Below are 19,253 nucleotides of genomic sequence, written 5' to 3' on the forward strand. Positions count from 1 at the left end.
CGGTTTTCGCCGTGCGCTCACGCTCGGCGCGCAATCCGATCGGGTCTAGCTCGGGCGCCGACCAGTGAACGCGATCAGCCGGTCGAACGCCGACGCCTCCTCACCTACCTCGACCGGCTCGTCGAAGCCGACGGTGGCGCGGCCCTGCGGGGTGATGATGTTGCGCGCCAAGCCGTACACGTACTCCGCCAGTTCGGGCGTGGGCTCCACCGTCTGACCCGTGGCTTGCGCGTAATCCCAAGCGTGGATCAGGAATTCGATCGACAGCACCCCGACCATCACCTTGGCTGGCGCCTCGTTGGAACCCACCTTGACAGTGCCGTCGACGCCGCGTCTGCGCCACGCATCCAACGTCGGCCGCGCCGCGAGGATGATCTGCCGCTCGACGGAATCGGTGCTGTCTCGGGGCGGCAGCTGCGCCCCGGCCGCTTCCCCGATCGTCGTGATCGAGCTGATCAGGTGATCGGTGAGGGCGGCAACGTCGTACTCGCGGCATGGAGTTTGCTTGCCCAGATCGTCCGCCGAGATCACGTGCACCACTCGGTGCAGCTCCGTCAATGCGGCTTCGGCACTGCTCAATTCGTCGATCGGCGGCGTCTCTGCGCCGGCGGGGTAATCCGAGGGCATAGCCCCAACCGTAGCCGTCCTCGCCGAAGCGCCAGCCCCTGCCGACATGGGGTCTCGACGGCCGCCGATAGCCTGCAGGCATGGCAGACGCATACGAATCCGTGACCGTCGACGTCGACGACCACGTGGCACGGGTGACGCTGATCGGACCCGGCAAGGGCAACGCGATGGGTCCGGCGTTCTGGTCTGAGATGCCGGACCTGTTCGAGAAGCTGGACGCCGACCGCGACGTGCGCGCGATCGTGATCACCGGCTCCGGCCGCAACTTCAGCTACGGCCTGGACCTGCCCGCGATGGGTGGAAGCCTGACCGCGGTGATGGCCGACGGCGCGTCAGCGCGGCCCCGGGCCGAGTTCCACGCCGAGGTGCTGCGGATGCAGAAGGCGATCAACGCCGTCGCCGACTGCCGCACGCCGACCATCGCCTCGGTGCACGGCTGGTGTGTGGGCGGAGGCGTCGACCTGATCTCGGCGGTGGACATCCGCTACGCGAGCGCTGACGCCAAGTTCTCGGTGCGCGAGGTGAAGCTGGCGATCGTTGCCGACGTGGGCAGCCTGGCCCGGCTGCCGTTGATCCTGAACGACGGGCACCTCCGTGAATTGGCATTGACAGGCAAGGACATTGACGCCGCCCGCGCTGAGAAGATCGGCTTGGTCAACGACGTCTACGACGACGCGCAGACGTGCCTGGCGGCTGCGCACGCGGCCGCAGCCGAAATTGCGGCGAACCCGCCGCTGACGGTGCGCGGCATCAAAGACGTGCTGGATCAGCAGCGTATCTCGCGGGTGTCGGAAAGCCTGCGCTACGTCGCGGCGTGGAACGCGGCGTTCTTGCCGTCGAAGGACCTGACCGAAGGCATCTCGGCGACATTCGCCAAGCGGCCGCCGAACTTCACGGGCGAATAGCGAAATCGGCGGTGGCGGAGGGATTTGAACCCCCGGACGGTGTTAGCCGTCTCTCGCTTTCAAGGCGAGTGCATTAGGCCGCTCTGCCACGCCACCGCGGACAAGCGTAGCCACCCCAGGCGCGCCGCCCTAGGCGCGGCCGGCCCGCCGCGGCTGCTCGCTCAGCTTCATGCCGGCGATGATCCGCCGGCAGTTCTCCCCCAGCGCGGCCACCTGCGGCCGTGACAGCTGGCCCAAGAAGTGCGTTCGCACGCACTGGGCGTAGGTGACCATCGCCTCGTTGACGGAATCGCGACCCTCGTCGGTGATCGTGGCCAACACCCCCCGTCGATCGTCGGGACTGGCTTCCCGCCGCACCAGGCCCTGGCCCTCGAGCCGTCGGATTTGCCGGGTGACCCGGCTGGGCAGCGACATCAGCTGCTCGGCCAGATCCCCCATCCGCGCCGACCCCGACGGCGTGTTGTTCAGTAAGTCCAGCAGCCGAACGTCATTGAGCGTCAGTTTGTGCGCGTCCACGAGCCCCCTATTGAGGATCACCGACAATCGCAGCGACGCCTCCAGGAAGTTTTGCCAAGATTTCATCTCGGCAATGTCCAAGCCCGGCATCTCGCTGGCCGAGCGCCCCCCGATCAAAACCTCCATGGGCGTTCATCCTAAAGCAGAGGATGTTGCCAGCGCACCGAAATGGTGCGGGAGTACCGTTGCCTCATGCGCGCCGTTGTAGCACGGTCGTCCGACCGCATGTCCTGGGAAGAAGTACCCGATGTGCACTGTGGGAAAGGTGAGGTACTACTGCGGGTGCGGGCCGCCGGAGTTAACCGTGCTGATTTGCTACAGGCGGCAGGACATTACCCGCCCCCGCCGGGCGCAAGCGACATTTTGGGGATGGAAGCCTCTGGGGTAATAACCGAAATTGGCGACGGCGTGTCCGGATGGGAACCCGGACAGGAAGTCTGCGCTTTGCTGGCGGGCGGCGGCTATGCGGAATACGTGGCGGTGCCGGCTCGTCAACTGATGCCGGTTCCCGACGGCGTCGATCTGATTGCCGCCGCGGGTCTGCCCGAGGTGGCCGGCACGGTGTGGTCGAACCTGGTGATGACGGCCGGACTGCACTCCGGTCAGACCGTGCTGCTGCACGGCGGTGGCAGCGGCATCGGCACGCACGGCATCCAGGTGGCCAAGGCGCTGGGCGCTCGCGTCGCGGTGACGGCCGGCTCGCGACAAAAGCTCGACGCCGCGCGCGAGCTCGGCGCCGACATCACGATCAACTACCGCGACGAGGACTTCGTCGAGCGGATCCGGGAGGCCACCGATGGCGCCGGTGCAGACGTCATCCTCGACATCATCGGAGCCAAGTACCTCGACCGCAACATCGACGCGCTTGCCAACGACGGCCGTCTTGTGGTGATCGGCATGCAGGGCGGTACCACGGGGGAGTTGAACCTGGGCAAGCTGCTGGCCAAACGCGCGGGCGTGATCGCCACCGCCCTGCGCAGCCGCCCGGTCGACGGGCCCGCCGGCAAGGGGACGATCGTCGAAGAGGTCGTCCGCAACGTCTGGCCGATGATCGCCGACGGGCGCGTGCGGCCGGTGATCGGTGCCGTGCTGCCGATCGAACAGGCCGCGCAGGCCCACCGGATGCTGGCCGAGGGCGAGGTGATCGGCAAAGTCGTTCTGCGCGTAGGAGATTAGCGCAGCAAGCCGATCAGCCGAGCGACGCCAGCGTGCGGACCAGCTGGTCCACCTCCGCCGTCGTCGAGTAGTGCGCCAGCCCGATCGACACCGCGCCCCCGACGTCGTTGACCCCGATCAGATCCAGTACCCGCGACGGCGCGTTGGCGATCGCGCAGATTCCGTTGTCGGCCAGCCGTTGCACCACCCGGTCCGCCGGCACGTCCATCACCGCGAAACTCAGCACCGGGATGCGCACCTCCGGACGCCCGAGCACCATCACCCGGGGCAGCGACCGTAGCGAGACCAGCAGGTAGTCGAACACCCGGTCCATGTACAAGCCCGCCGACTGCATCGACATCGCGAGCCGCTGCCTGCGGGTGCCGCTGGCCGACTCGTCAAGGGCCGCAAGGTATTCGATGCTGGCGACCACTCCGGCCAGCAGCCCGAACTGGTGCACTCCGGTTTCGAATCGGGCTGGCCCGGTCGCGTTGTGTGTCAGCGACATCGAGGCGAACGTCTCCATGATCGACGGCTCGCGGAATGCCAGCGCACCGATCGGTGGGCCGCCCCAGCCGACCGCGTTGACCGCCACCACGTCGGCGTCGACGTCGTTGATGTCCATCAACCGGTACGGCGCGGCCGCGGAGTGGTCGACCACTACCAGCGCACCGACGTCGTGCGCGAGCTTGGTGACGACGCGCAGATCGGTGACAGTGCCCAGCGTCGACGACGCCGACGTGATCGCCACCAGCCGAGTTGACTTGTTGATCAGGCTTTCCCATTGCCACGACGGCAGATCGCCGGTCTCGATGTCGACCTCGGCCCACTTGACCCTGGCGCCGTAGCGATTTGCTGCCCGCAGCCACGGGGCGATGTTCGCCTCGTCGTCGAGCCGGCTTACCACCACTTCGTAGCCGAGACCGGCCCGCGACGCCGACGCGTCGGCGAGCGCCCGCAGCAAAACGGCGCGGTCCGCGCCCAGCACCACGCCGCGCGGGTCCGCGTTCACCAAATCGCCGACGGCCTGGCGGGCGGCTTCCAGCACGGCCGCGCTGCGGCGCGCCGCCGGGTGCGGACCGCGGGGGTCGGGTCGAGAGCCACGGAAGGCGGTGGACACCGTGGTGGCGACGGCGTCGGGGACCAACATGCCGAGCTGCGCGTCGAAGTGCACCCAACCGTCGCCCAAGGTCGGGTGCAAACCGCGCACCCGGGCAACGTCGTACACCATATGAGCCACCTCAGAGCATCTGAAGATCTCGACTAGCCGACCCGTCGCCGGCGGCGCCCGGGCACATCCAGGCCTGACGGACCGGGTCACCTGGCCAGCCATACTAGTCCAGTGAGCTTGGCCCTCGGAGTGCTACCAGCGCTGTTGTTGCTGATAGTGCCCGGGACGGTGGTCGGTTTGGCCGCCCGGCTACCCGCACCGATTGCGGTCGCCACTGCTCCGGCGCTGACCTACGGAGTCGTGGGGCTGGCGATCGTTCCGTTCGGCGCCATCGGGTGGCCGTGGAACGCCTGGACGGCATTGTTTGCTATGGCGGTGGTGACCGGAATCGTCGCGGGCTTGCGGACGGCACTGGGCCGTCATCGCGACCGCGACGCGGAGGCGCTGGCCCCATCCGGCCGCCCCGTGCTGCTGGTCGCGGGCGGGGTGCTCGTGGGCGTGGTGCTCATCTGCTACGCGGCCGCGGTGGGGTTGCCCCATTGGCAGTCGGTGCCGAGCACCTGGGATGCGGTTTGGCATGCCAACGAGATCCGCTACATCCTCGACACCGGCCAGGCCTCGCCGACTCACATGGGCGAATTGCGCAACGTCGAAACCCACGCCCAGCTGTACTACCCGTCGGCGTTTCACGCGATGGCCGCGGTACTGAGTCAGCTGACCGGCGCCGCGCCGACCACCGCCTACACCGTCAGCTCCGTGGCGGCGGCTGTCTGGCTGTTCCCGGTCAGCGCCGCGGTGTTGACAGGGCAGCTTCTGCGCTCCCGCACCGCGCTGTGGCGCACGGCCGGCTGTGCCGCCGCGGCGGCCGTGATGTCGGCCTCGTTCACCGCGCTGCCCTACATCGAGTTCGACACCGCGGCGATGCCCAACCTCACCGCCTACGGCCTGGCCGCGCCGACGATGGTGTTGGTGGTGTCCACGCTGCGGCACCGCGACCGGATCCCGGTCGCGGTGCTGGCGCTGCTGGGTGTGTTCTCTGTGCACACCACCGGCGGCGTGGTGGCGGCACTGTTCGTCGCGGCGTGGTGGGCGGTCGACGGGCTGTGGCGTCCAGTGCGCGGCCGCGTGCCCGACCTGGTGACACTGCTGGCCGTCGCGGTGCCCGCGGCGCTGTTACTGCTGCCGCAGTTCAGCGGGATTCTCAAGCAGGCCGACATCATCGTCGGGCACGCATTCGTCACCCACCTGGGCAAGAAACGGGCGCTGTTCGACGCGGTCGTGGGCCACACCCGCCATCTCAACGACTTCCCGATCCAGTGGGCGCTGATGGCACTGGCCGCGGTGGGCGCAGTCGTGCTGCTGGTGCGCAAGATCTGGTGGCCGCTGGCCGTGTGGCTGCTGCTGGTGGCCGCGATCGTGTACTCGTCGGCGCCGTTCGGCACCCCGCTGGGCGGTGTGCTCGGCAAGTTCAGCGACCTGTTCTACAGCGACCCGCGGCGGCTGTTCGGGGTGATCACCCTGCTGCTCGCGCCGTGGGCCGGGATCGCGCTGGTCACCGTCGCGGTGGCGGCGGTCGCACGGCTTCGGCGGCTGGGCGGGCACCGGCTCCGGCTGACCGACGCGGGCTGGTACGGCGTCACCGCGGCGGTGGTGCTCGCGGTCGGGGTGGGGTACGGATGTGCCTACTTGCCGCGCCACGAGTACCTGTTCGGCCAGAAATACGACTCGGTGATGATCGACCACAAGGACCTCGAGGCGATGGCGTACCTGGCGACGCTGCCCGGCGCCCGCGACACGCTGATCGCCGACGGCAACACCGACGGCACGGCGTGGATGTATGCGGTGGCCGGGCTGCATCCCCTGTGGACCCACTACGACTACCCGGTGCAGCAGGGCCCCGGCTACCACCGCTTCGTGGTGTGGGCCTTCGCCGACGACGCGGACACCGATCCGCGGGTCGCCGAAGCGGTCCGCGCTCTCAACATCCGCTACGTCCTGACCAGCACTCCGGTGGTCCGCGAGTTCGTCGTCCCGGATGGCCTTGCGTCGCTGGACAAGTCGCGCTCGTGGGCCAAGATCTACGACAACGGCGGCGCCCGCATCTACGAGTGGCGTGGCGGCCAAGGTTAGGGTACGGGTCGCCGGGTACGCACTGGTGAGTGCGCGCGAGCCAGGAGACTACTGTCGGGAGATGCTGAGCGCGCCGGATCCATCGAGCGGTGCGGGCCCAAACCGGGTGACTCCGGCCGCAAGCTGACGAGAAGAGGTGACGACGGTGAGCACGAGCACCGACGACGACAACATCGAGATCATCAACGGCCGCCGCGACGACGACAACGGCTCGCAAGACGACTCCAACGGGCGGTCGGTGACCGATCTGGTGGAGCAGCCCGCGAAGGTGATGCGGATCGGCACGATGATCAAGCAGCTGCTCGAGGAGGTCCGGGCCGCGCCGCTGGACGACGCCAGCCGCAACCGGCTGCGCGAGATCCACGCGACCAGCATCCGCGAACTCGAGGACGGGCTTGCGCCTGAGCTGCGCGAGGAGCTGGAGCGGTTGTCGCTTCCGTTCAGCGAGGAGTCGACCCCGTCGGATGCCGAGCTGCGGATCGCCCAGGCCCAGCTGGTCGGCTGGCTGGAAGGGCTGTTCCACGGCATTCAGACCGCCCTGTTCGCCCAGCAGATGGCCGCCCGCGCGCAGCTGGAGCACATGCGCCAGGGTGCGCTGCCGCCGGGCATCAGTGTGCCGGGGCATCAGCAGCCCGGTGGCCACGGCCACTCCGGCACGGGGCAGTACCTGTAGCCGAGGCCGTGGGGAAGAGCGTGTCCCTGACCGATTCGACCGCGCCTCCCGCGCACGACGTCAGCATCCGCACCGATGGGGCCTGGGTCGAGTTTCCGATTTTCGACGCCAAATCGCGGTCGCTGAAGAAGACGTTCCTCGGCAAGGCCGGCGGCACGATCGGGCGCAATACGTCCAATGTGGTGGTGGTCGAGGCGCTGCGCGACATCACTCTGTCGCTGAACACCGGTGACCGCGTCGGCCTGGTGGGCCACAACGGCGCGGGCAAATCGACGCTGCTGCGGCTGCTGTCGGGCATCTACGAACCCACCCGCGGCAAGGCCGTCGTGAAGGGCCGTGTCGCACCGGTTTTCGACCTCGGAGTCGGGATGGACCCCGAGATCTCCGGCTACGAGAACATCATCATCCGCGGGCTGTTTCTCGGGGAGACCCGCAAGAAGATGCAGTCGAAGGTCGACGAGATCGCCGAGTTCACCGAGTTGGGTGAATACCTGTCGATGCCGCTGCGCACTTACTCGACCGGCATGCGAGTGCGGTTGGCCATGGGCGTGGTGACCAGCATCGACCCGGAGATCCTGCTGCTGGACGAGGGCATCGGCGCCGTGGACGCCGAGTTCTTGAAGAAGGCGCAAGTGCGGCTGCAGAGCCTCGTCGAACGCTCCGGCATCCTGGTGTTCGCCAGCCACTCGACTGAATTCTTGGCCCGGCTGTGCAAGACCGCGATCTGGATCGACCACGGCTCGATCAAGATGATGGGCGGCATCGAGGAAGTGGTACGCGCGTACGAGGGCGAAGAGGCCGCGCGGCACGTGCGCGAGATCCTGGCCGAGACCGAATGACCGACGTCTGCGCCGTCGTCGTCACCCACCGGCGTCCCGACGAGTTGGCGAAGTCGCTGGACGCCCTGGCACAGCAGAGCCGTCGTCCGGACCATCTCGTCGTCGTCGACAACGACTTCTCCGACGGCAGCGACGAGCGCGTGCGCGACCTCGTCGCCGGCCAGCCCATCCCGTCGACATATCTGGGATCACGCCGAAACCTCGGTGGCGCAGGCGGTTTCGCGCTCGGCATGCTGCACGCGTTGGCGCTCGGTGCGGAGTGGATCTGGTGCGCCGACGACGACGGCCGGCCACAGGGCCCCGACGTGCTGGCCACGCTGCTGGCCTGCGCGCAGAAGTACCAGCTGGCCGAGGTGTCGCCGATGGTGTGCGACATCGACGACCCGTCGCGGATGGCGTTCCCGCTGCGGCGTGGGCTGGTGTGGCGCCGGCACGTGAGCGAGCTGCGCGACGGCAGCAACGACCTCCTGCCCGGCATCGTGTCGCTGTTCAACGGGGCGCTGTTCCGCGCATCCACGTTGGAGGTCGTGGGCGTCCCGGACCTGCGCTTCTTCATGCGCGGTGACGAGGTGGAGATCCACCGGCGGCTGGTGCGCAGCGGTCTGCCGTTCGGCACCTGCCTGAACGCGGTGTATCTGCACCCCAACGGCGCCGAGGAGTTCAAGCCGATCCTCGGTGGCCGCATGCACACCCAGTACCCCGACGATCCGCGCAAGCGCTTCTTCACGTACCGCAATCGCGGCTATCTGCTGTGGCAGCCTGGGCTGCGCCGGCTGCTGCCGCAGGAGTGGCTGCGGTTCGGCTGGTTTTTTCTGGTGTCGCGACGCGACCCGGGCGGGCTGGCCGAATGGTTGCGGCTGCGCCGGTTGGGGCGTTCCGAGAAGTTCGGCCGACCGCAGGAGGGGTCGTGACGATCACCGACGACGCTGTCGACTCCAAGACGTTCCGGCGCGCGTTCGCCGACCTGGCCGACGGCTTCGCGCATCGGCAGTTGTGGCTGCACCTGGGGTGGCAGGACATCAAGCAGCGCTACCGCCGGTCGGTGTTGGGTCCGATCTGGATCACGATCGCCACCGGCACCAGCGCCGTGGCGATGGGCGTGCTGTATTCGAAGTTATTCGGCCTGGAACTGTCCGAGCATCTGCCGTACGTGACGCTGGGGCTGATCGTCTGGGGGCTGATCAGCGCGTCGATCCTCGAAGGCGCGGAGGTGTTCATCGCCAACGAGGGGTTGATCAAGCAGTTGCCGACGTCGTTGAGCGTGCACGTCTACCGGCTGGTGTGGCGTCAGGCGCTGCTGTTCGCCCACAACATCGTGATCTACGTGATCATCGCGGTGATCTATCCGAAGCCGTGGAAGTGGACAGACCTTTCGGTGATCCCGGCACTGGGAATCATTGCGCTGAATTGCATTTGGGTGTGTCTGGTGTTCGGAATCCTGGGCACGCGGTTCCGCGACATCGGGCCGCTGCTGAACAGCATCGTGCAGCTACTGTTCTTCCTCACGCCGATCATCTGGACCGACCAGACGCTGCAAGCGCAGGGCGCCGGCCAATGGCGGTGGGTGGTCGAGCTGAATCCGCTGTACCACTATCTCGACATCGTGCGGACGCCGCTGCTCGGCGGCGACCAGCAGGTGCGGCACTGGCTGGTGGTGTTGGCGCTGACCGCCATCGGTTGGGTGCTGGCGGTGCTGGCGATGAAGCAGTACCGCAGCCGGGTGCCGTACTGGGTGTGACCGTCAGAACACCTTGGTGATCACGTCGCCGGCGACGCTGATGTCCCCGTCAGGCCAGGGCGAAGTAGCGCAGCCAGAGATACAGTGCCGCAAGAGAAATCGACATCGCAGTGACGACGGCGCCCTTGCGGGTGAACTCCCAGAACGAGATCGGGCTGTCAGAGCGGCGCGCGATGCCCAGCATCACGACGTTGGCGCTGGCACCGATTGCGGTGAGGTTGCCGCCGAAGTCGGCGCCCAGAGCAAGCGCCCACCACAGCGCGTTCTGGTGGGTGTCCCCGTCCATGCTCGACGCCAGCTCGGCCACGATCGGCGTCATGGTCGCGACGTAGGGGATGTTGTCGACAATCCCCGAAATCGGCGCTGAGACAAGAAGAATCAGCATCACGGTCAACAGCGCGTTACCGCCGGTCGCATCGGTCGCCCAGTGCGCCACCTGGTCGATGACCCCGGTCTTGACCAGCGCGCCCACCATGACGAACAGACCCGCGAAAAACAGCAGTGTTTCCCACTCGACACCGGACAGGTAGTCGGCCTTTTCCAGCCGCGTGATCAACACCAGCACCCCAGCGCCCAGCAGCGCGACGATCGACGGCGCGATGTGCAGCGCCGAATGCGAAAGGAACGCCGCGAACACCGCGACCAGCACGACAGCGCATTTGACCAACAGCGCAGGATCGCGGATCGCTTCCCGCTGCTGCAGGGACATGACGTCCGTAACCCGTTCGGGGTCTACGTCGAAAGAGCCGCGGAACAGCCACGGCAGCATCAACGCCAACACCACGGTCACGACCAAGACGATCGGCGTCAGGTGGATCAGAAAGTCGTTGAACGACAAGCCCGCTCGGCTGGCGATGATGATGTTCGGTGGATCGCCGACGAGGGTGGCGGCGCCGCCGATGTTGGACGCGAACACCTCCGCCATCAGAAACGGTGCCGCGCGCACGTCGAGCCGGTCACACACCAGCAACGTCACCGGCGCGACCAGCAGCACCGTCGTCACGTTGTCCAGCAACGCCGATGCCAACGCGGTGACCAGCACCAGCAGGATCATGATCCGCAGCGGAGAACCCTTGGCCCGCTTGGCCGCCCAGATCGCGACGTATTCGAAGACGCCGGTCTGACGCAGCACCGAGACGATCACCATCATGCCCAGCAGCAGGAAGATGACGTCCCAGTCCACGCCCGTCTGTCGGGAGAAAAACACGTCGTCTGAACCGACGACACCGAGCGCGGCCACTATCGCCGCACCAGCCAAAGCCACCACAGTTTTGTTGACGCGGTCACTGGCGATCAGTGCATAGGCGATCACGAACACCGCGATCGCGACGACGGTCATGGCCTCAGCCGCCGAGCGCAGCGGCCAGCAGGCGTGACGCGGTGATCACGCCCTGCAGTTCACCGTCTTTCACCACGGCCAGCAGCGGACTGCGGTGGCGCGCCATGACCGCCGCGACTTCGACGATGGTGTCGTCCGCGTGCGCCGACGGCACATCCAGCAGATGCTCGGGCAGCACGTCACCAACCGTCTTGCCCGCCAACCGTTCAGCACACCGGTCGGCCATCGACTCGTCGAGAACCCCGGCCAGAGACGGATCGTCCTGCACATACTTCGGCACCACGAACCGCACCACCTGCGATGCCGGCAGCACCGCATACGGATGCCCCGACGTGTCGGTCACGACGACGCCGGGCAGCCGGTGCCGCGCAAGCATGCGCGCGGCATCCAGGGCCGGCGAGTCGATGCTCACCACTGGGAACTGTTCGGCGATGTCGCCAGCATGCACACATGCACGATACGTCTGACAGCCGTCTAAGCTGCGCGAGTGGCCGAGCCCTTGATGCCGTCGACGTTGTCGCTGAAGACGCAGGTCGTGCGGTTCGTGATCACCGGCGGGTTCTCGGCGGTGGTCGACTTCGGGCTGTATGTGGCCGGCCTGGCCGTCGGCTTGAACGTCAACGTGGCCAAGTCGCTGAGCTTCATCGCCGGCACGGTGACCGCGTACTTGATCAACCGACGCTGGACATTCCAGGCGCCGCCCAGCAGGGCCCGGTTCGTCGCCGTGTGCGTGCTCTACGGGCTGACCTATGCGGTGCAGGTGGGCATCAATTACCTGTTCTACATGCAGTTCGCCGACCAGCCGTGGCGCGTTCCGGTGGCATTCGTGATCGCCCAGGGCACCGCAACCGTGATCAACTTCATCGTGCAGCGCGCGGTGATCTTCCGGATGCGCTGAGCGCTGGGCGGAGGCGGCCGGCGGTAGGCTGACCGGCGATGTTGACCACGAAGCGGCTGACCGGGTGGGGCCGCACCGCGCCGACCGTCGCGCAGGTGCTGTCCACGCCGGATCCCGAGGAGATCGCCAAGGCAGTGGCGCAGGCCGGCCCGCGCGGTGTGATCGCCCGCGGCCTGGGCCGCAGCTACGGCGACAACGCGCAGAACGGCGGCGGCCTGGTGGTCGACATGACCGCGCTGAACCGCATCCATTCGATCAGCGCCGACACTCGGCTGGTCGACGTGGACGCCGGTGTGAACCTCGACCAGCTGATGCGGGCCGCGCTGCCGTTCGGGCTGTGGGTGCCGGTGCTGCCGGGCACCCGCCAGGTCACGGTAGGCGGCGCGATCGCCTGCGACATTCACGGCAAGAACCACCACAGCGCAGGCAGCTTCGGCAACCACGTGCGCTCACTGGATCTGCTGACCGCCGACGGCGACGTGCAGCGCCTCACCCCGGAGTCGGATCTGTTCTGGGCAACGGTCGGCGGCAACGGGCTCACCGGCATCATCCTGCGCGCCACAATCGAGATGACGCCTACGGAGACGGCGTATTTCATCGCCGACGGTGACGTGACGGCCGGCCTGGACGAAACCATCGCGTTGCACAGCGACGGCAGCGAGGCCCGCTACACGTACTCCAGCGCATGGTTCGACGCGATCAGCCCACCCCCCAAGCTGGGCCGCGCTGCGGTGTCGCGGGGATCGCTGGCGCGGCTGGACCAGCTGCCCGCCAAGCTGCAGAAGAATCCGTTGAAATTCGATGCGCCGCAACTACTTACGCTTCCCGACATCTTCCCGAACGGCTTGGCGAACAAGTACACGTTCGTGCCCATCGGCGAGCTGTGGTACCGCAAATCCGGCACCTACCGCGGCAAGATCCAGAACTTGACGCAGTTCTACCACCCGCTGGACATGTTCGGGGAATGGAACCGCGCCTACGGGAAAGCCGGCTTCGCCCAGTACCAATTCGTGGTGCCGACGCAGGCGGTGGAGGAGTTCAAGAGCATCCTCTACCGGATTCAGTCGTCCGGGCACTATTCGTTTCTCAACGTGTTCAAGCTGTTCGGCCCGGGAAACCAAGCGCCGCTGAGCTTTCCGATGGCCGGTTGGAACGTGTGCGTCGACTTCCCGATCAAACCCGGGGTCGGCGAGCTGCTCGCCGAACTCGACCAGCGGGTGCTCGAATTCGGCGGCCGCGTCTACACGGCCAAGGATTCACGCACCACCGCCGAGACCTTCCACGCCATGTATCCGCGGATCGACGAGTGGATTGCGCTGCGCCGCAAGGCTGATCCGCACGGAGTGTTCGCTTCCGACATGGCCCGACGCTTGGAGCTGCTGTAAATGCTTGACGCTGTAGGCAATCCGCAGACCATCTTGCTGCTGGGCGGCACGTCGGAGATCGGGCTGGCGATCTGCGAGCGCTACCTGCGCACGGCGGCCGCGCGAATCATCCTGGCCTGCCTGCCCGACGACCCGGGCCGCGACGACGCCGTCGCGCAGATGAAGGCCGCGGGCGCCCGGGAGGTCGAGGTCATCGACTTCGACGCGATGGACACCGCCAGCCACCCGAAGGTGATCGAGCAGGCGTGGGCAAAGGGTGACGTCGACGTGGCGATCGTCGCCTTCGGACTGCTCGGCGACGCCGAGGAGTTGTGGCAGAACCAGCGCAAGGCCGTGCAGATCGCCGAAGTCAACTACACGGCGGCGGTATCGGTGGGTGTGCTGCTGGGCGAGAAGATGCGCGCGCAGGGCTTCGGGCAGATCATCGCGATGAGCACGGTCGCCGCCGAGCGGGTCCGCCGGTCCAACTTCGTGTACGGCTCGACGAAAGCCGGACTCGACGGCTTCTACCTCGGCCTTTCAGAGGCGTTGCGCGAGTACGGAGTTCGCGTCCTGGTGATCCGTCCGGGTCAAGTGCGCACGCGGATGAGCGCGCACATCAAGGAAGCGCCGCTGACCGTCGACAAGGAAGACGTCGCCGAGCTGGCGGTGCGGGCCGCGGCCAAAGGCAAGGAACTGGTGTGGGCGCCGCCGGCGTTCCGCTACGTGATGATGGTGCTGCGCCACATTCCCCGGCCGATCTTCCGGAAACTGCCCATCTAGATGCGCACAGCGCTCGGCACTCTCGGCCGGATGCTGATCGCGGCCGCGGTCGCTGTCGTGGTGGCCGCGGTCGCGCTGACCGCGATAGCCCGGGTCGAGTGGCCCGCCTACAACTCGTCGAACCAGCTGCACGCGCTGACCACAGTGGGTCAATTCGCTTGCCTAACAGGCGTTTTGGTCGCCGGCTGGTTGTGGCGGCGGGGGCGGCGGCGGATCGCCCACGCTGCGGCGCTGGTGTTCTTGGCCGCGTTCAGCGTGGTCACGCTGGGGATGCCGCTCGGCGCCACCAAGCTGTATCTGTTCGGCATCTCCGTCGACCAGCAGTTCCGCACCGAATACCTGACGCGGCTCACCGACACCGCCGCACTGCGCGACATGACGTACTTCGGGCTGCCCCCCTACTACCCGCCGGGGTGGTTCTGGCTCGGCGGGCGGGCCGCCGCGGTCACCGGGACGCCGGCCTGGGAGATGTTCAAGCCGTGGGCCGTCACGTCGATCACGATCGCGATCGCCGTCGCATTCGTGTTGTGGTCGGCGTTGATTCGCTTCGAGGTGGCGCTCGTCGTGTCGGCGGCTACCGCGGCGGTGACGCTGGCGTACTCGCCCGCCGAGCCGTACGCCGCGATCATCACCGTGCTGCTGCCGCCGGTCCTGGTGCTCGCGTGGGCCGGGCTGCGGGGCGGCGAGCGCAACGGCGGCTGGGCAGCGGTCGTGGGCGTCGGCGTGTTCCTCGGTGTCGCGGCGCTGTTCTACACCCTGCTGGTCGCCTACACCGCGTTCACGATCGCGGTCATGGCCGCGGTGGCGGCCACCCGCCGGCGCTGGGATCCGTTGCTGAGGGTCGGGGTGATCGCGGTGATCGCCGGGGCGATCGCCCTGATCGGCTGGCTGCCCTACCTGCTGGCGGCGATCGGCGGCTCCCCGGCGGGCTCAGGAACCGCGCAGCACTATCTGCCCGCCGACGGCGCGCAGCTGTCCTTCCCGATGCTGCAGTTCACGCTGCTGGGCGGGCTGTGCCTGATCGGCACGATCTGGCTGGCGGTGCGCGCGGGATCGTCGACGCGGGCGGCGGCGCTGGGTATCGGCGTGCTCGCGGTGTACGCGTGGTCGCTGCTGTCGATGCTGACGACACTGCTGCACACCACGCTGCTGTCCTTCCGTCTGCAGCCGACGCTGGCCGTGCTGCTGGCCGCGGCCGGCGCGTTCGGGTTCGTCGAGGGCGCGCTCGCGCTGGCCCGCCGGTCCCAACCGCCCACCTCCCGCCGGGTGGTGGCGGCCGCCGGTGTGCTGGGCGCCGTCGGGGCGCTGGGGTTCAGCCAGGACATTCCCAATGTGCTCAAGCCCGACCTCGTCGTCGCCTACACCGACACCGACGGCGCTGGTCACCGCGCCGACCGCCGGCCACCCGGCGCCGCGACCTACTACCCCCACATCGACGCGAAGATCCGGGAGGTCACCGGCAAACCGCGCGACGAGGTGGTCGTGCTGACCGCCGACTACAGCTTCCTGTCGTTCTACCCGTACTGGGGTTTCCAAGGATTGACGTCGCACTACGCAAACCCGTTGGCGCAGTTCGACAAACGGGCCGCCGCGATCGAAAGCTGGGCCGACCTCAAGACCGCCAACCAGTTCGTCGCCGCGCTGGACGCGCTGCCGTGGAAGCCGCCGACCGTGTTCTTGATGCGTCACGGCACCAGCGAGACGTACACGCTGCGGCTGGCCGCCGACGTCTACCCGAACCAACCCAACGTCAAGCGCTACCAGGTGGCGCTGGACGCCGCGCTGTTCAAAGACCCTCGTTTCGAGGTGACCACGATCGGCCCCTTCGTGCTGGCGATCCGCAAATGGTGATTTCGGTGCGCTTACGTGCGGTGACCGTCGTTTTGCGCACCGAAATCGCGGATTAGCATCTACCCCCGTGGCAGGCGGCGCGGGTGACTACCGAACCGCCCGCACCGTTGCCATTGTCGCCGGCCTGCTCGGCGCCCTGCTGGCGCTGGCCACTCCGCTGCTGCCGGTCAAGCAGACCACCGCGCAGCTGAACTGGCCGCAGAACGGCGTCTTCTCGTCGGTCACCGCACCGCTGATCTCCTACGTCGCGACAGACCTCGACATCACGGTGCCCTGCCGGGCGGCCGCCGGGCTCACGGACCCGACGAAAACCGTGCTGCTCTCCACGGTGCCCAAGCAAGCGCCGAAGGCCGTCGACCGTGGACTGCTGATCCAGCGGGTCGGCGACAACTTGCTGCTGATCGTCCGCAACACGCCCGTCGTCACCGCGCCGCTGAGCCAGGTGCTCAGCCCGGCGTGCCAGAAGTTGACGTTCACCGCCCACGCCGACAAGGTCACCGGCGAGTTCGTCGGCCTGGCCAACGGCCCCGACAGCGACGACCCCGGCACCCCCCTGCGAGGCGCCCGCACCGGCTACGACTTCCGGCCGCAGATCGTCGGCGTGTTCACCGACCTGTCCGGACCGGCGCCGCCGGGGCTGAGTTTCTCCGCGACGATCGACACCCGCTACAGCAGTGCCCCGACCCTGGTCAAGCTGCTGGCGATGATCCTCGGTGTCCTGTTGACCGCGGCGTCGCTGATCGCGCTGCACGTGTTGGACACCTCGGACGGCATGCGGCACCGCCGCTTCCTGCCGTCGCGGTGGTGGTCGCTGACCCCGCTGGACGGGGTGGTGGCCGCGGTGCTGGTGTGGTGGCACTTCGTCGGCGCCAACACCGCCGACGACGGCTACATCCTGACGATGGCGCGGGTGTCGGAGAACGCCGGGTACATGGCGAACTACTACCGCTGGTTCGGCACGCCGGAGGCACCGTTCGGCTGGTACTACGACCTGCTGGCGCTGTGGTCGCACGTCTCGACGGCCAGCGTGTGGGTGCGGCTGCCCACGCTGCTGATGGCGCTGACGTGCTGGTGGCTGATCAGCCGCGAAGTGATCCCCCGGCTGGGCCACGCGGTCAAGATCTACCGGGCGGCGGCGTGGACCGCGGCCGGCATGTTCCTGGCGTTCTGGCTGCCGCTGAACAACGGGCTGCGGCCCGAGCCGATCATCGCGCTGGGCATCCTGCTGACGTGGTGCTCGGTGGAGCGCGCGGTGGCCACCAACCGGCTGCTTCCGCTGGCGGTGGCCTGCGTCATCGGCGCGCTGACGCTGTTCTCCGGGCCCACGGGCATCGCGTCGATCGGCGCGCTGCTGGTGGCCATTGGACCGCTCCGCACGATCCTGCACCGCCGCTCGGCCCGCTTCGGCTACACCGCGCTGCTGACACCGATCGTCGCGGCGTGCACCGTGACGGTGATCCTGATCTTCCGCGACCAGACGTTCATGGGTGAAGTGCAGGCCAACGCGCTGAAGTCTGCGGTCGGACCCAGCCTGTCCTGGTTCGACGAGCACATCCGCTACGAGCGGCTGTTCATGGCCACACCCGACGGGTCGATCGCACGCCGGTTCGCTGTGCTCGCACTGTTGGTCGCGCTCGCCGTGGCCATCGCGATGGCATTGCGCAAGGGCCGCATTCCGGGCACCGCCGCCGGGCCGAGCATGCGGATCATCGGCATCACGGTGATCTCGTTCATCGCGATGATGTTCACCCCCACCAAGTGGACGCACCACTTCGGGGTGTTCGCCGGGCTGGCCGGCTCATTGGGCGCGCTGGCGGCCGTCGCGGTGACAGCTGCGGTGATGAAGTCGCGGCGCAACCGAGCCGTCTTCGCCGCGCTGGTGCTGTTCGTGACCGCGCTGTCGTTCGCGAGCGTCAACGGCTACTGGTACGTCTCCAATTTCGGTGTGCCCTGGTCGAATGCGTTCCCGGAAGCAGGGTTCGGTTTCACCACACTGCTGCTGGCGGTCACCGTCGTGGTGCTGCTGGTGGCTGCATGGTTTCACTTCTCGAGTCACGACATCGCGCAGCCCGACGGCCGCTGGCCGCGGCTGAGCCGAATCATCCAGTCTCCCTTGGCAATTGCGACCTGGCTGCTGGTGGCGTTCGAGGTGTTCTCGCTGACCGCGGCGATGGTCGGCCAGTACCCGGCGTGGACGGTCGGGCGGTCCAACATCGAAGCCCTGTTCGGCAAGACCTGCGGACTGGCCAACGACGTGATGGTGGAACAGGACCCGAACGCGGGCATGCTGACGCCCACCGGCGTGCCCGTCGCCGACGGGCTGGGCGCCGAGAACTCCAGAGGCTTCACGCCCAACGGCGTCCCGTCGAACGTGTCCGCCGACCCGGTCATGCAGCAGCCCGGCGCGGGCGCGTTCGTCGACACGACCACCGGCACCACCAACGGCCAGGCCGGCACCGAGGGCGGCACCACCGCCGTCACCGGAATCAACGGCTCGCGGGCGCAGCTGCCGTTCTACCTCGACCCCGCCCGCACCCCGGTGCTGGGCAGCTACCAGTCCGGCATCCAGTCGCCCGCGGCGCTGCGATCGGCCTGGTACCGGCTGCCACCGCGCGACCAGGCGGGGCCTCTTCTGGTGGTGTCGGCGGCGGGCCGCTTCGACGCGCGCGAGGTGCAGGTGCAGTGGGCGGGTGACGACGGCAAGGTGGCCGGCAGCGCCGGCTTCGCCGACGTCGGATCGCCGCCGGCATGGCGCAATCTGCGGCTGCCGATGTCGGCAATCCCGCACACCGCCACGCAGATTCGGCTCACCGCCACCGACGACGACCTGGCCCCGCAGCACTGGATCGCGCTGACCCCGCCCCGGATCGCGCACCTGCGCACCCTGCAGCAGGTGGTCGGCTCGCAGGATCCGGTGCTGCTCGACTGGCTGGTGGGGCTGGCGTTCCCGTGCCAGCGGCCGTTCGGCCACAACGTCGGCGTCACCGAAGTCCCGAAGTGGCGGATTCTGCCGGACCGGTTCGGCGCCGAGGCGAACTCGCCGGTGATGGACAACCTCGGCGGCGGCCCGCTGGGCATCACCGAACTGCTGCTTCGGGCGACCACCGTGGCGACCTATCTGAACAACGACTGGTCCCGCGACTGGGGGTCGCTGCAGCGGCTCACGCTGTACTACCCCGACGCCACGCCGGCCCGGCTTGATCTCGGTTCCGCAACACGCAGCGGACTGTGGAGCCCGGCGCCGATGCGGCATTAGGAACGTCG

General features: G+C 68.0%; 17 protein-coding genes and 1 tRNA gene. 12 read left to right on the forward strand and 6 right to left on the reverse strand.

The annotated features are described in order from the left end of the window. Window positions 1-45: 45 nt before the first annotated feature. Window positions 46-627, reverse strand: coding sequence for a TIGR03086 family metal-binding protein (locus tag AC5Y39_RS13925; protein WP_500021227.1), 582 nt, complete (start codon window positions 625-627; stop codon window positions 46-48). An 80-nt stretch (window positions 628-707) separates the two neighbouring features. On the opposite strand from AC5Y39_RS13925, the gene AC5Y39_RS13930 reads away from it, so the two are divergent. Continuing rightward, window positions 708-1,532, forward strand: a complete 825-nt coding sequence (locus AC5Y39_RS13930) for a crotonase/enoyl-CoA hydratase family protein (RefSeq protein WP_500021225.1) — start codon at window positions 708-710, stop codon at window positions 1,530-1,532. A 9-nt stretch (window positions 1,533-1,541) separates the two neighbouring features. Here AC5Y39_RS13930 and AC5Y39_RS13935 read toward each other — a convergent pair. Next, window positions 1,542-1,628: transfer RNA gene (locus AC5Y39_RS13935), tRNA-Ser, on the reverse strand. Window positions 1,629-1,661: 33 nt separating this feature from the next. Next, window positions 1,662-2,174, reverse strand: coding sequence for a MarR family winged helix-turn-helix transcriptional regulator (locus AC5Y39_RS13940; protein ID WP_500021223.1), 513 nt, complete (start codon window positions 2,172-2,174; stop codon window positions 1,662-1,664). 66 nt (window positions 2,175-2,240) lie between these two features. On the opposite strand from AC5Y39_RS13940, the gene AC5Y39_RS13945 reads away from it, so the two are divergent. Next, window positions 2,241-3,224: an NAD(P)H-quinone oxidoreductase gene (locus tag AC5Y39_RS13945; protein ID WP_500021221.1), complete on the forward strand. Its 984-nt coding sequence runs from the start codon at window positions 2,241-2,243 to the stop codon at window positions 3,222-3,224. 13 nt (window positions 3,225-3,237) lie between these two features. Here AC5Y39_RS13945 and AC5Y39_RS13950 read toward each other — a convergent pair whose 3' ends face one another. After that, a complete protein-coding gene (locus AC5Y39_RS13950; RefSeq protein ID WP_500021219.1) occupies window positions 3,238-4,434 on the reverse strand; it encodes a cysteine desulfurase-like protein in 1,197 nt (398 codons plus the stop codon). A 111-nt stretch (window positions 4,435-4,545) separates the two neighbouring features. Between AC5Y39_RS13950 and AC5Y39_RS13955 the strand changes: the two genes are divergently transcribed. The 5 genes from AC5Y39_RS13955 (at window position 4,546) to wzm (ending at window position 9,754) form a co-directional block, all read left to right on the forward strand. Then, entirely contained in the window at window positions 4,546-6,504 is a 1,959-nt protein-coding gene (locus AC5Y39_RS13955; protein WP_500021217.1) for a DUF6541 family protein, read from the forward strand. Between the two features lie 136 nt (window positions 6,505-6,640). Further along, window positions 6,641-7,177, forward strand: coding sequence for a bacterial proteasome activator family protein (locus AC5Y39_RS13960; RefSeq protein ID WP_500021215.1), 537 nt, complete (start codon window positions 6,641-6,643; stop codon window positions 7,175-7,177). 65 nt (window positions 7,178-7,242) lie between these two features. Continuing rightward, window positions 7,243-8,016 (forward strand): galactan export ABC transporter ATP-binding subunit Wzt/RfbE, encoded by a 774-nt coding sequence (gene wzt / locus AC5Y39_RS13965; protein WP_500021282.1) that lies wholly within the window; start codon window positions 7,243-7,245, stop codon window positions 8,014-8,016. After that, a complete protein-coding gene (gene glfT1 / locus AC5Y39_RS13970) occupies window positions 8,013-8,927 on the forward strand; it encodes a galactofuranosyltransferase GlfT1 (protein WP_500021213.1) in 915 nt (304 codons plus the stop codon). The genes wzt and glfT1 overlap by 4 nt, the downstream gene beginning before the upstream one ends. Continuing rightward, window positions 8,924-9,754 carry a galactan export ABC transporter permease subunit Wzm/RfbD gene (wzm, locus tag AC5Y39_RS13975; RefSeq protein WP_500021211.1) on the forward strand — a complete coding sequence of 277 codons (831 nt, stop codon included), beginning with the start codon at window positions 8,924-8,926 and terminating at the stop codon, window positions 9,752-9,754. The genes glfT1 and wzm overlap by 4 nt, the downstream gene beginning before the upstream one ends. Window positions 9,755-9,803: 49 nt before the next feature. Here wzm and AC5Y39_RS13980 read toward each other — a convergent pair whose 3' ends face one another. Together AC5Y39_RS13980 and AC5Y39_RS13985 are read right to left on the reverse strand one after the other, a co-directional pair. Then, window positions 9,804-11,093 carry an ArsB/NhaD family transporter gene (locus tag AC5Y39_RS13980; protein ID WP_500021209.1) on the reverse strand — a complete coding sequence of 430 codons (1,290 nt, stop codon included), beginning with the start codon at window positions 11,091-11,093 and terminating at the stop codon, window positions 9,804-9,806. A gap of 4 nt (window positions 11,094-11,097) precedes the next feature. Further along, entirely contained in the window at window positions 11,098-11,541 is a 444-nt protein-coding gene (locus tag AC5Y39_RS13985; protein ID WP_500021207.1) for a CBS domain-containing protein, read from the reverse strand. 54 nt (window positions 11,542-11,595) lie between these two features. On the opposite strand from AC5Y39_RS13985, the gene AC5Y39_RS13990 reads away from it, so the two are divergent. The 5 genes from AC5Y39_RS13990 (at window position 11,596) to AC5Y39_RS14010 (ending at window position 19,245) form a co-directional block, all read left to right on the forward strand. Next, on the forward strand, window positions 11,596-11,991 hold the full coding sequence (locus tag AC5Y39_RS13990; RefSeq protein WP_500021280.1) for a GtrA family protein: 396 nt from the start codon (window positions 11,596-11,598) through the stop codon (window positions 11,989-11,991). Between the two features lie 38 nt (window positions 11,992-12,029). Then, the gene (dprE1, locus tag AC5Y39_RS13995) at window positions 12,030-13,376 is read left to right on the forward strand and encodes a decaprenylphosphoryl-beta-D-ribose oxidase (RefSeq protein WP_500021205.1); all 1,347 of its coding nucleotides are present in this window, start codon (window positions 12,030-12,032) and stop codon (window positions 13,374-13,376) included. Further along, window positions 13,377-14,138: a decaprenylphospho-beta-D-erythro-pentofuranosid-2-ulose 2-reductase gene (gene dprE2, locus AC5Y39_RS14000; RefSeq protein ID WP_500021203.1), complete on the forward strand. Its 762-nt coding sequence runs from the start codon at window positions 13,377-13,379 to the stop codon at window positions 14,136-14,138. Continuing rightward, window positions 14,139-15,989 carry a galactan 5-O-arabinofuranosyltransferase gene (locus AC5Y39_RS14005; protein WP_500021201.1) on the forward strand — a complete coding sequence of 617 codons (1,851 nt, stop codon included), beginning with the start codon at window positions 14,139-14,141 and terminating at the stop codon, window positions 15,987-15,989. 67 nt (window positions 15,990-16,056) lie between these two features. Then, window positions 16,057-19,245, forward strand: coding sequence for an arabinosyltransferase domain-containing protein (locus tag AC5Y39_RS14010; RefSeq protein WP_500021199.1), 3,189 nt, complete (start codon window positions 16,057-16,059; stop codon window positions 19,243-19,245). The last annotated feature ends 8 nt before the right edge of the window (window positions 19,246-19,253 follow it).

The organism is Mycobacterium sp. NGS39, assembly GCF_059812765.1.

Bases quoted from the DNA above. Each gene is read 5' to 3' on its own strand.
- AC5Y39_RS13925 (WP_500021227.1), bottom strand. From the start codon at position 627: ATGCCCTCGGATTACCCCGCCGGCGCAGAGACGCCGCCGATCGACGAA.
- AC5Y39_RS13930 (WP_500021225.1), top strand. From the start codon at position 708: ATGGCAGACGCATACGAATCCGTGACCGTCGACGTCGACGACCACGTG.
- AC5Y39_RS13940 (WP_500021223.1), bottom strand. From the start codon at position 2,174: ATGGAGGTTTTGATCGGGGGGCGCTCGGCCAGCGAGATGCCGGGCTTG.
- AC5Y39_RS13945 (WP_500021221.1), top strand. From the start codon at position 2,241: ATGCGCGCCGTTGTAGCACGGTCGTCCGACCGCATGTCCTGGGAAGAA.
- AC5Y39_RS13950 (WP_500021219.1), bottom strand. From the start codon at position 4,434: ATGGTGTACGACGTTGCCCGGGTGCGCGGTTTGCACCCGACCTTGGGC.
- glfT1 (WP_500021213.1), top strand. From the start codon at position 8,013: ATGACCGACGTCTGCGCCGTCGTCGTCACCCACCGGCGTCCCGACGAG.
- AC5Y39_RS13980 (WP_500021209.1), bottom strand. From the start codon at position 11,093: ATGACCGTCGTCGCGATCGCGGTGTTCGTGATCGCCTATGCACTGATC.
- AC5Y39_RS13990 (WP_500021280.1), top strand. From the start codon at position 11,596: ATGCCGTCGACGTTGTCGCTGAAGACGCAGGTCGTGCGGTTCGTGATC.
- dprE1 (WP_500021205.1), top strand. From the start codon at position 12,030: ATGTTGACCACGAAGCGGCTGACCGGGTGGGGCCGCACCGCGCCGACC.
- dprE2 (WP_500021203.1), top strand. From the start codon at position 13,377: ATGCTTGACGCTGTAGGCAATCCGCAGACCATCTTGCTGCTGGGCGGC.
- AC5Y39_RS14005 (WP_500021201.1), top strand. From the start codon at position 14,139: ATGCGCACAGCGCTCGGCACTCTCGGCCGGATGCTGATCGCGGCCGCG.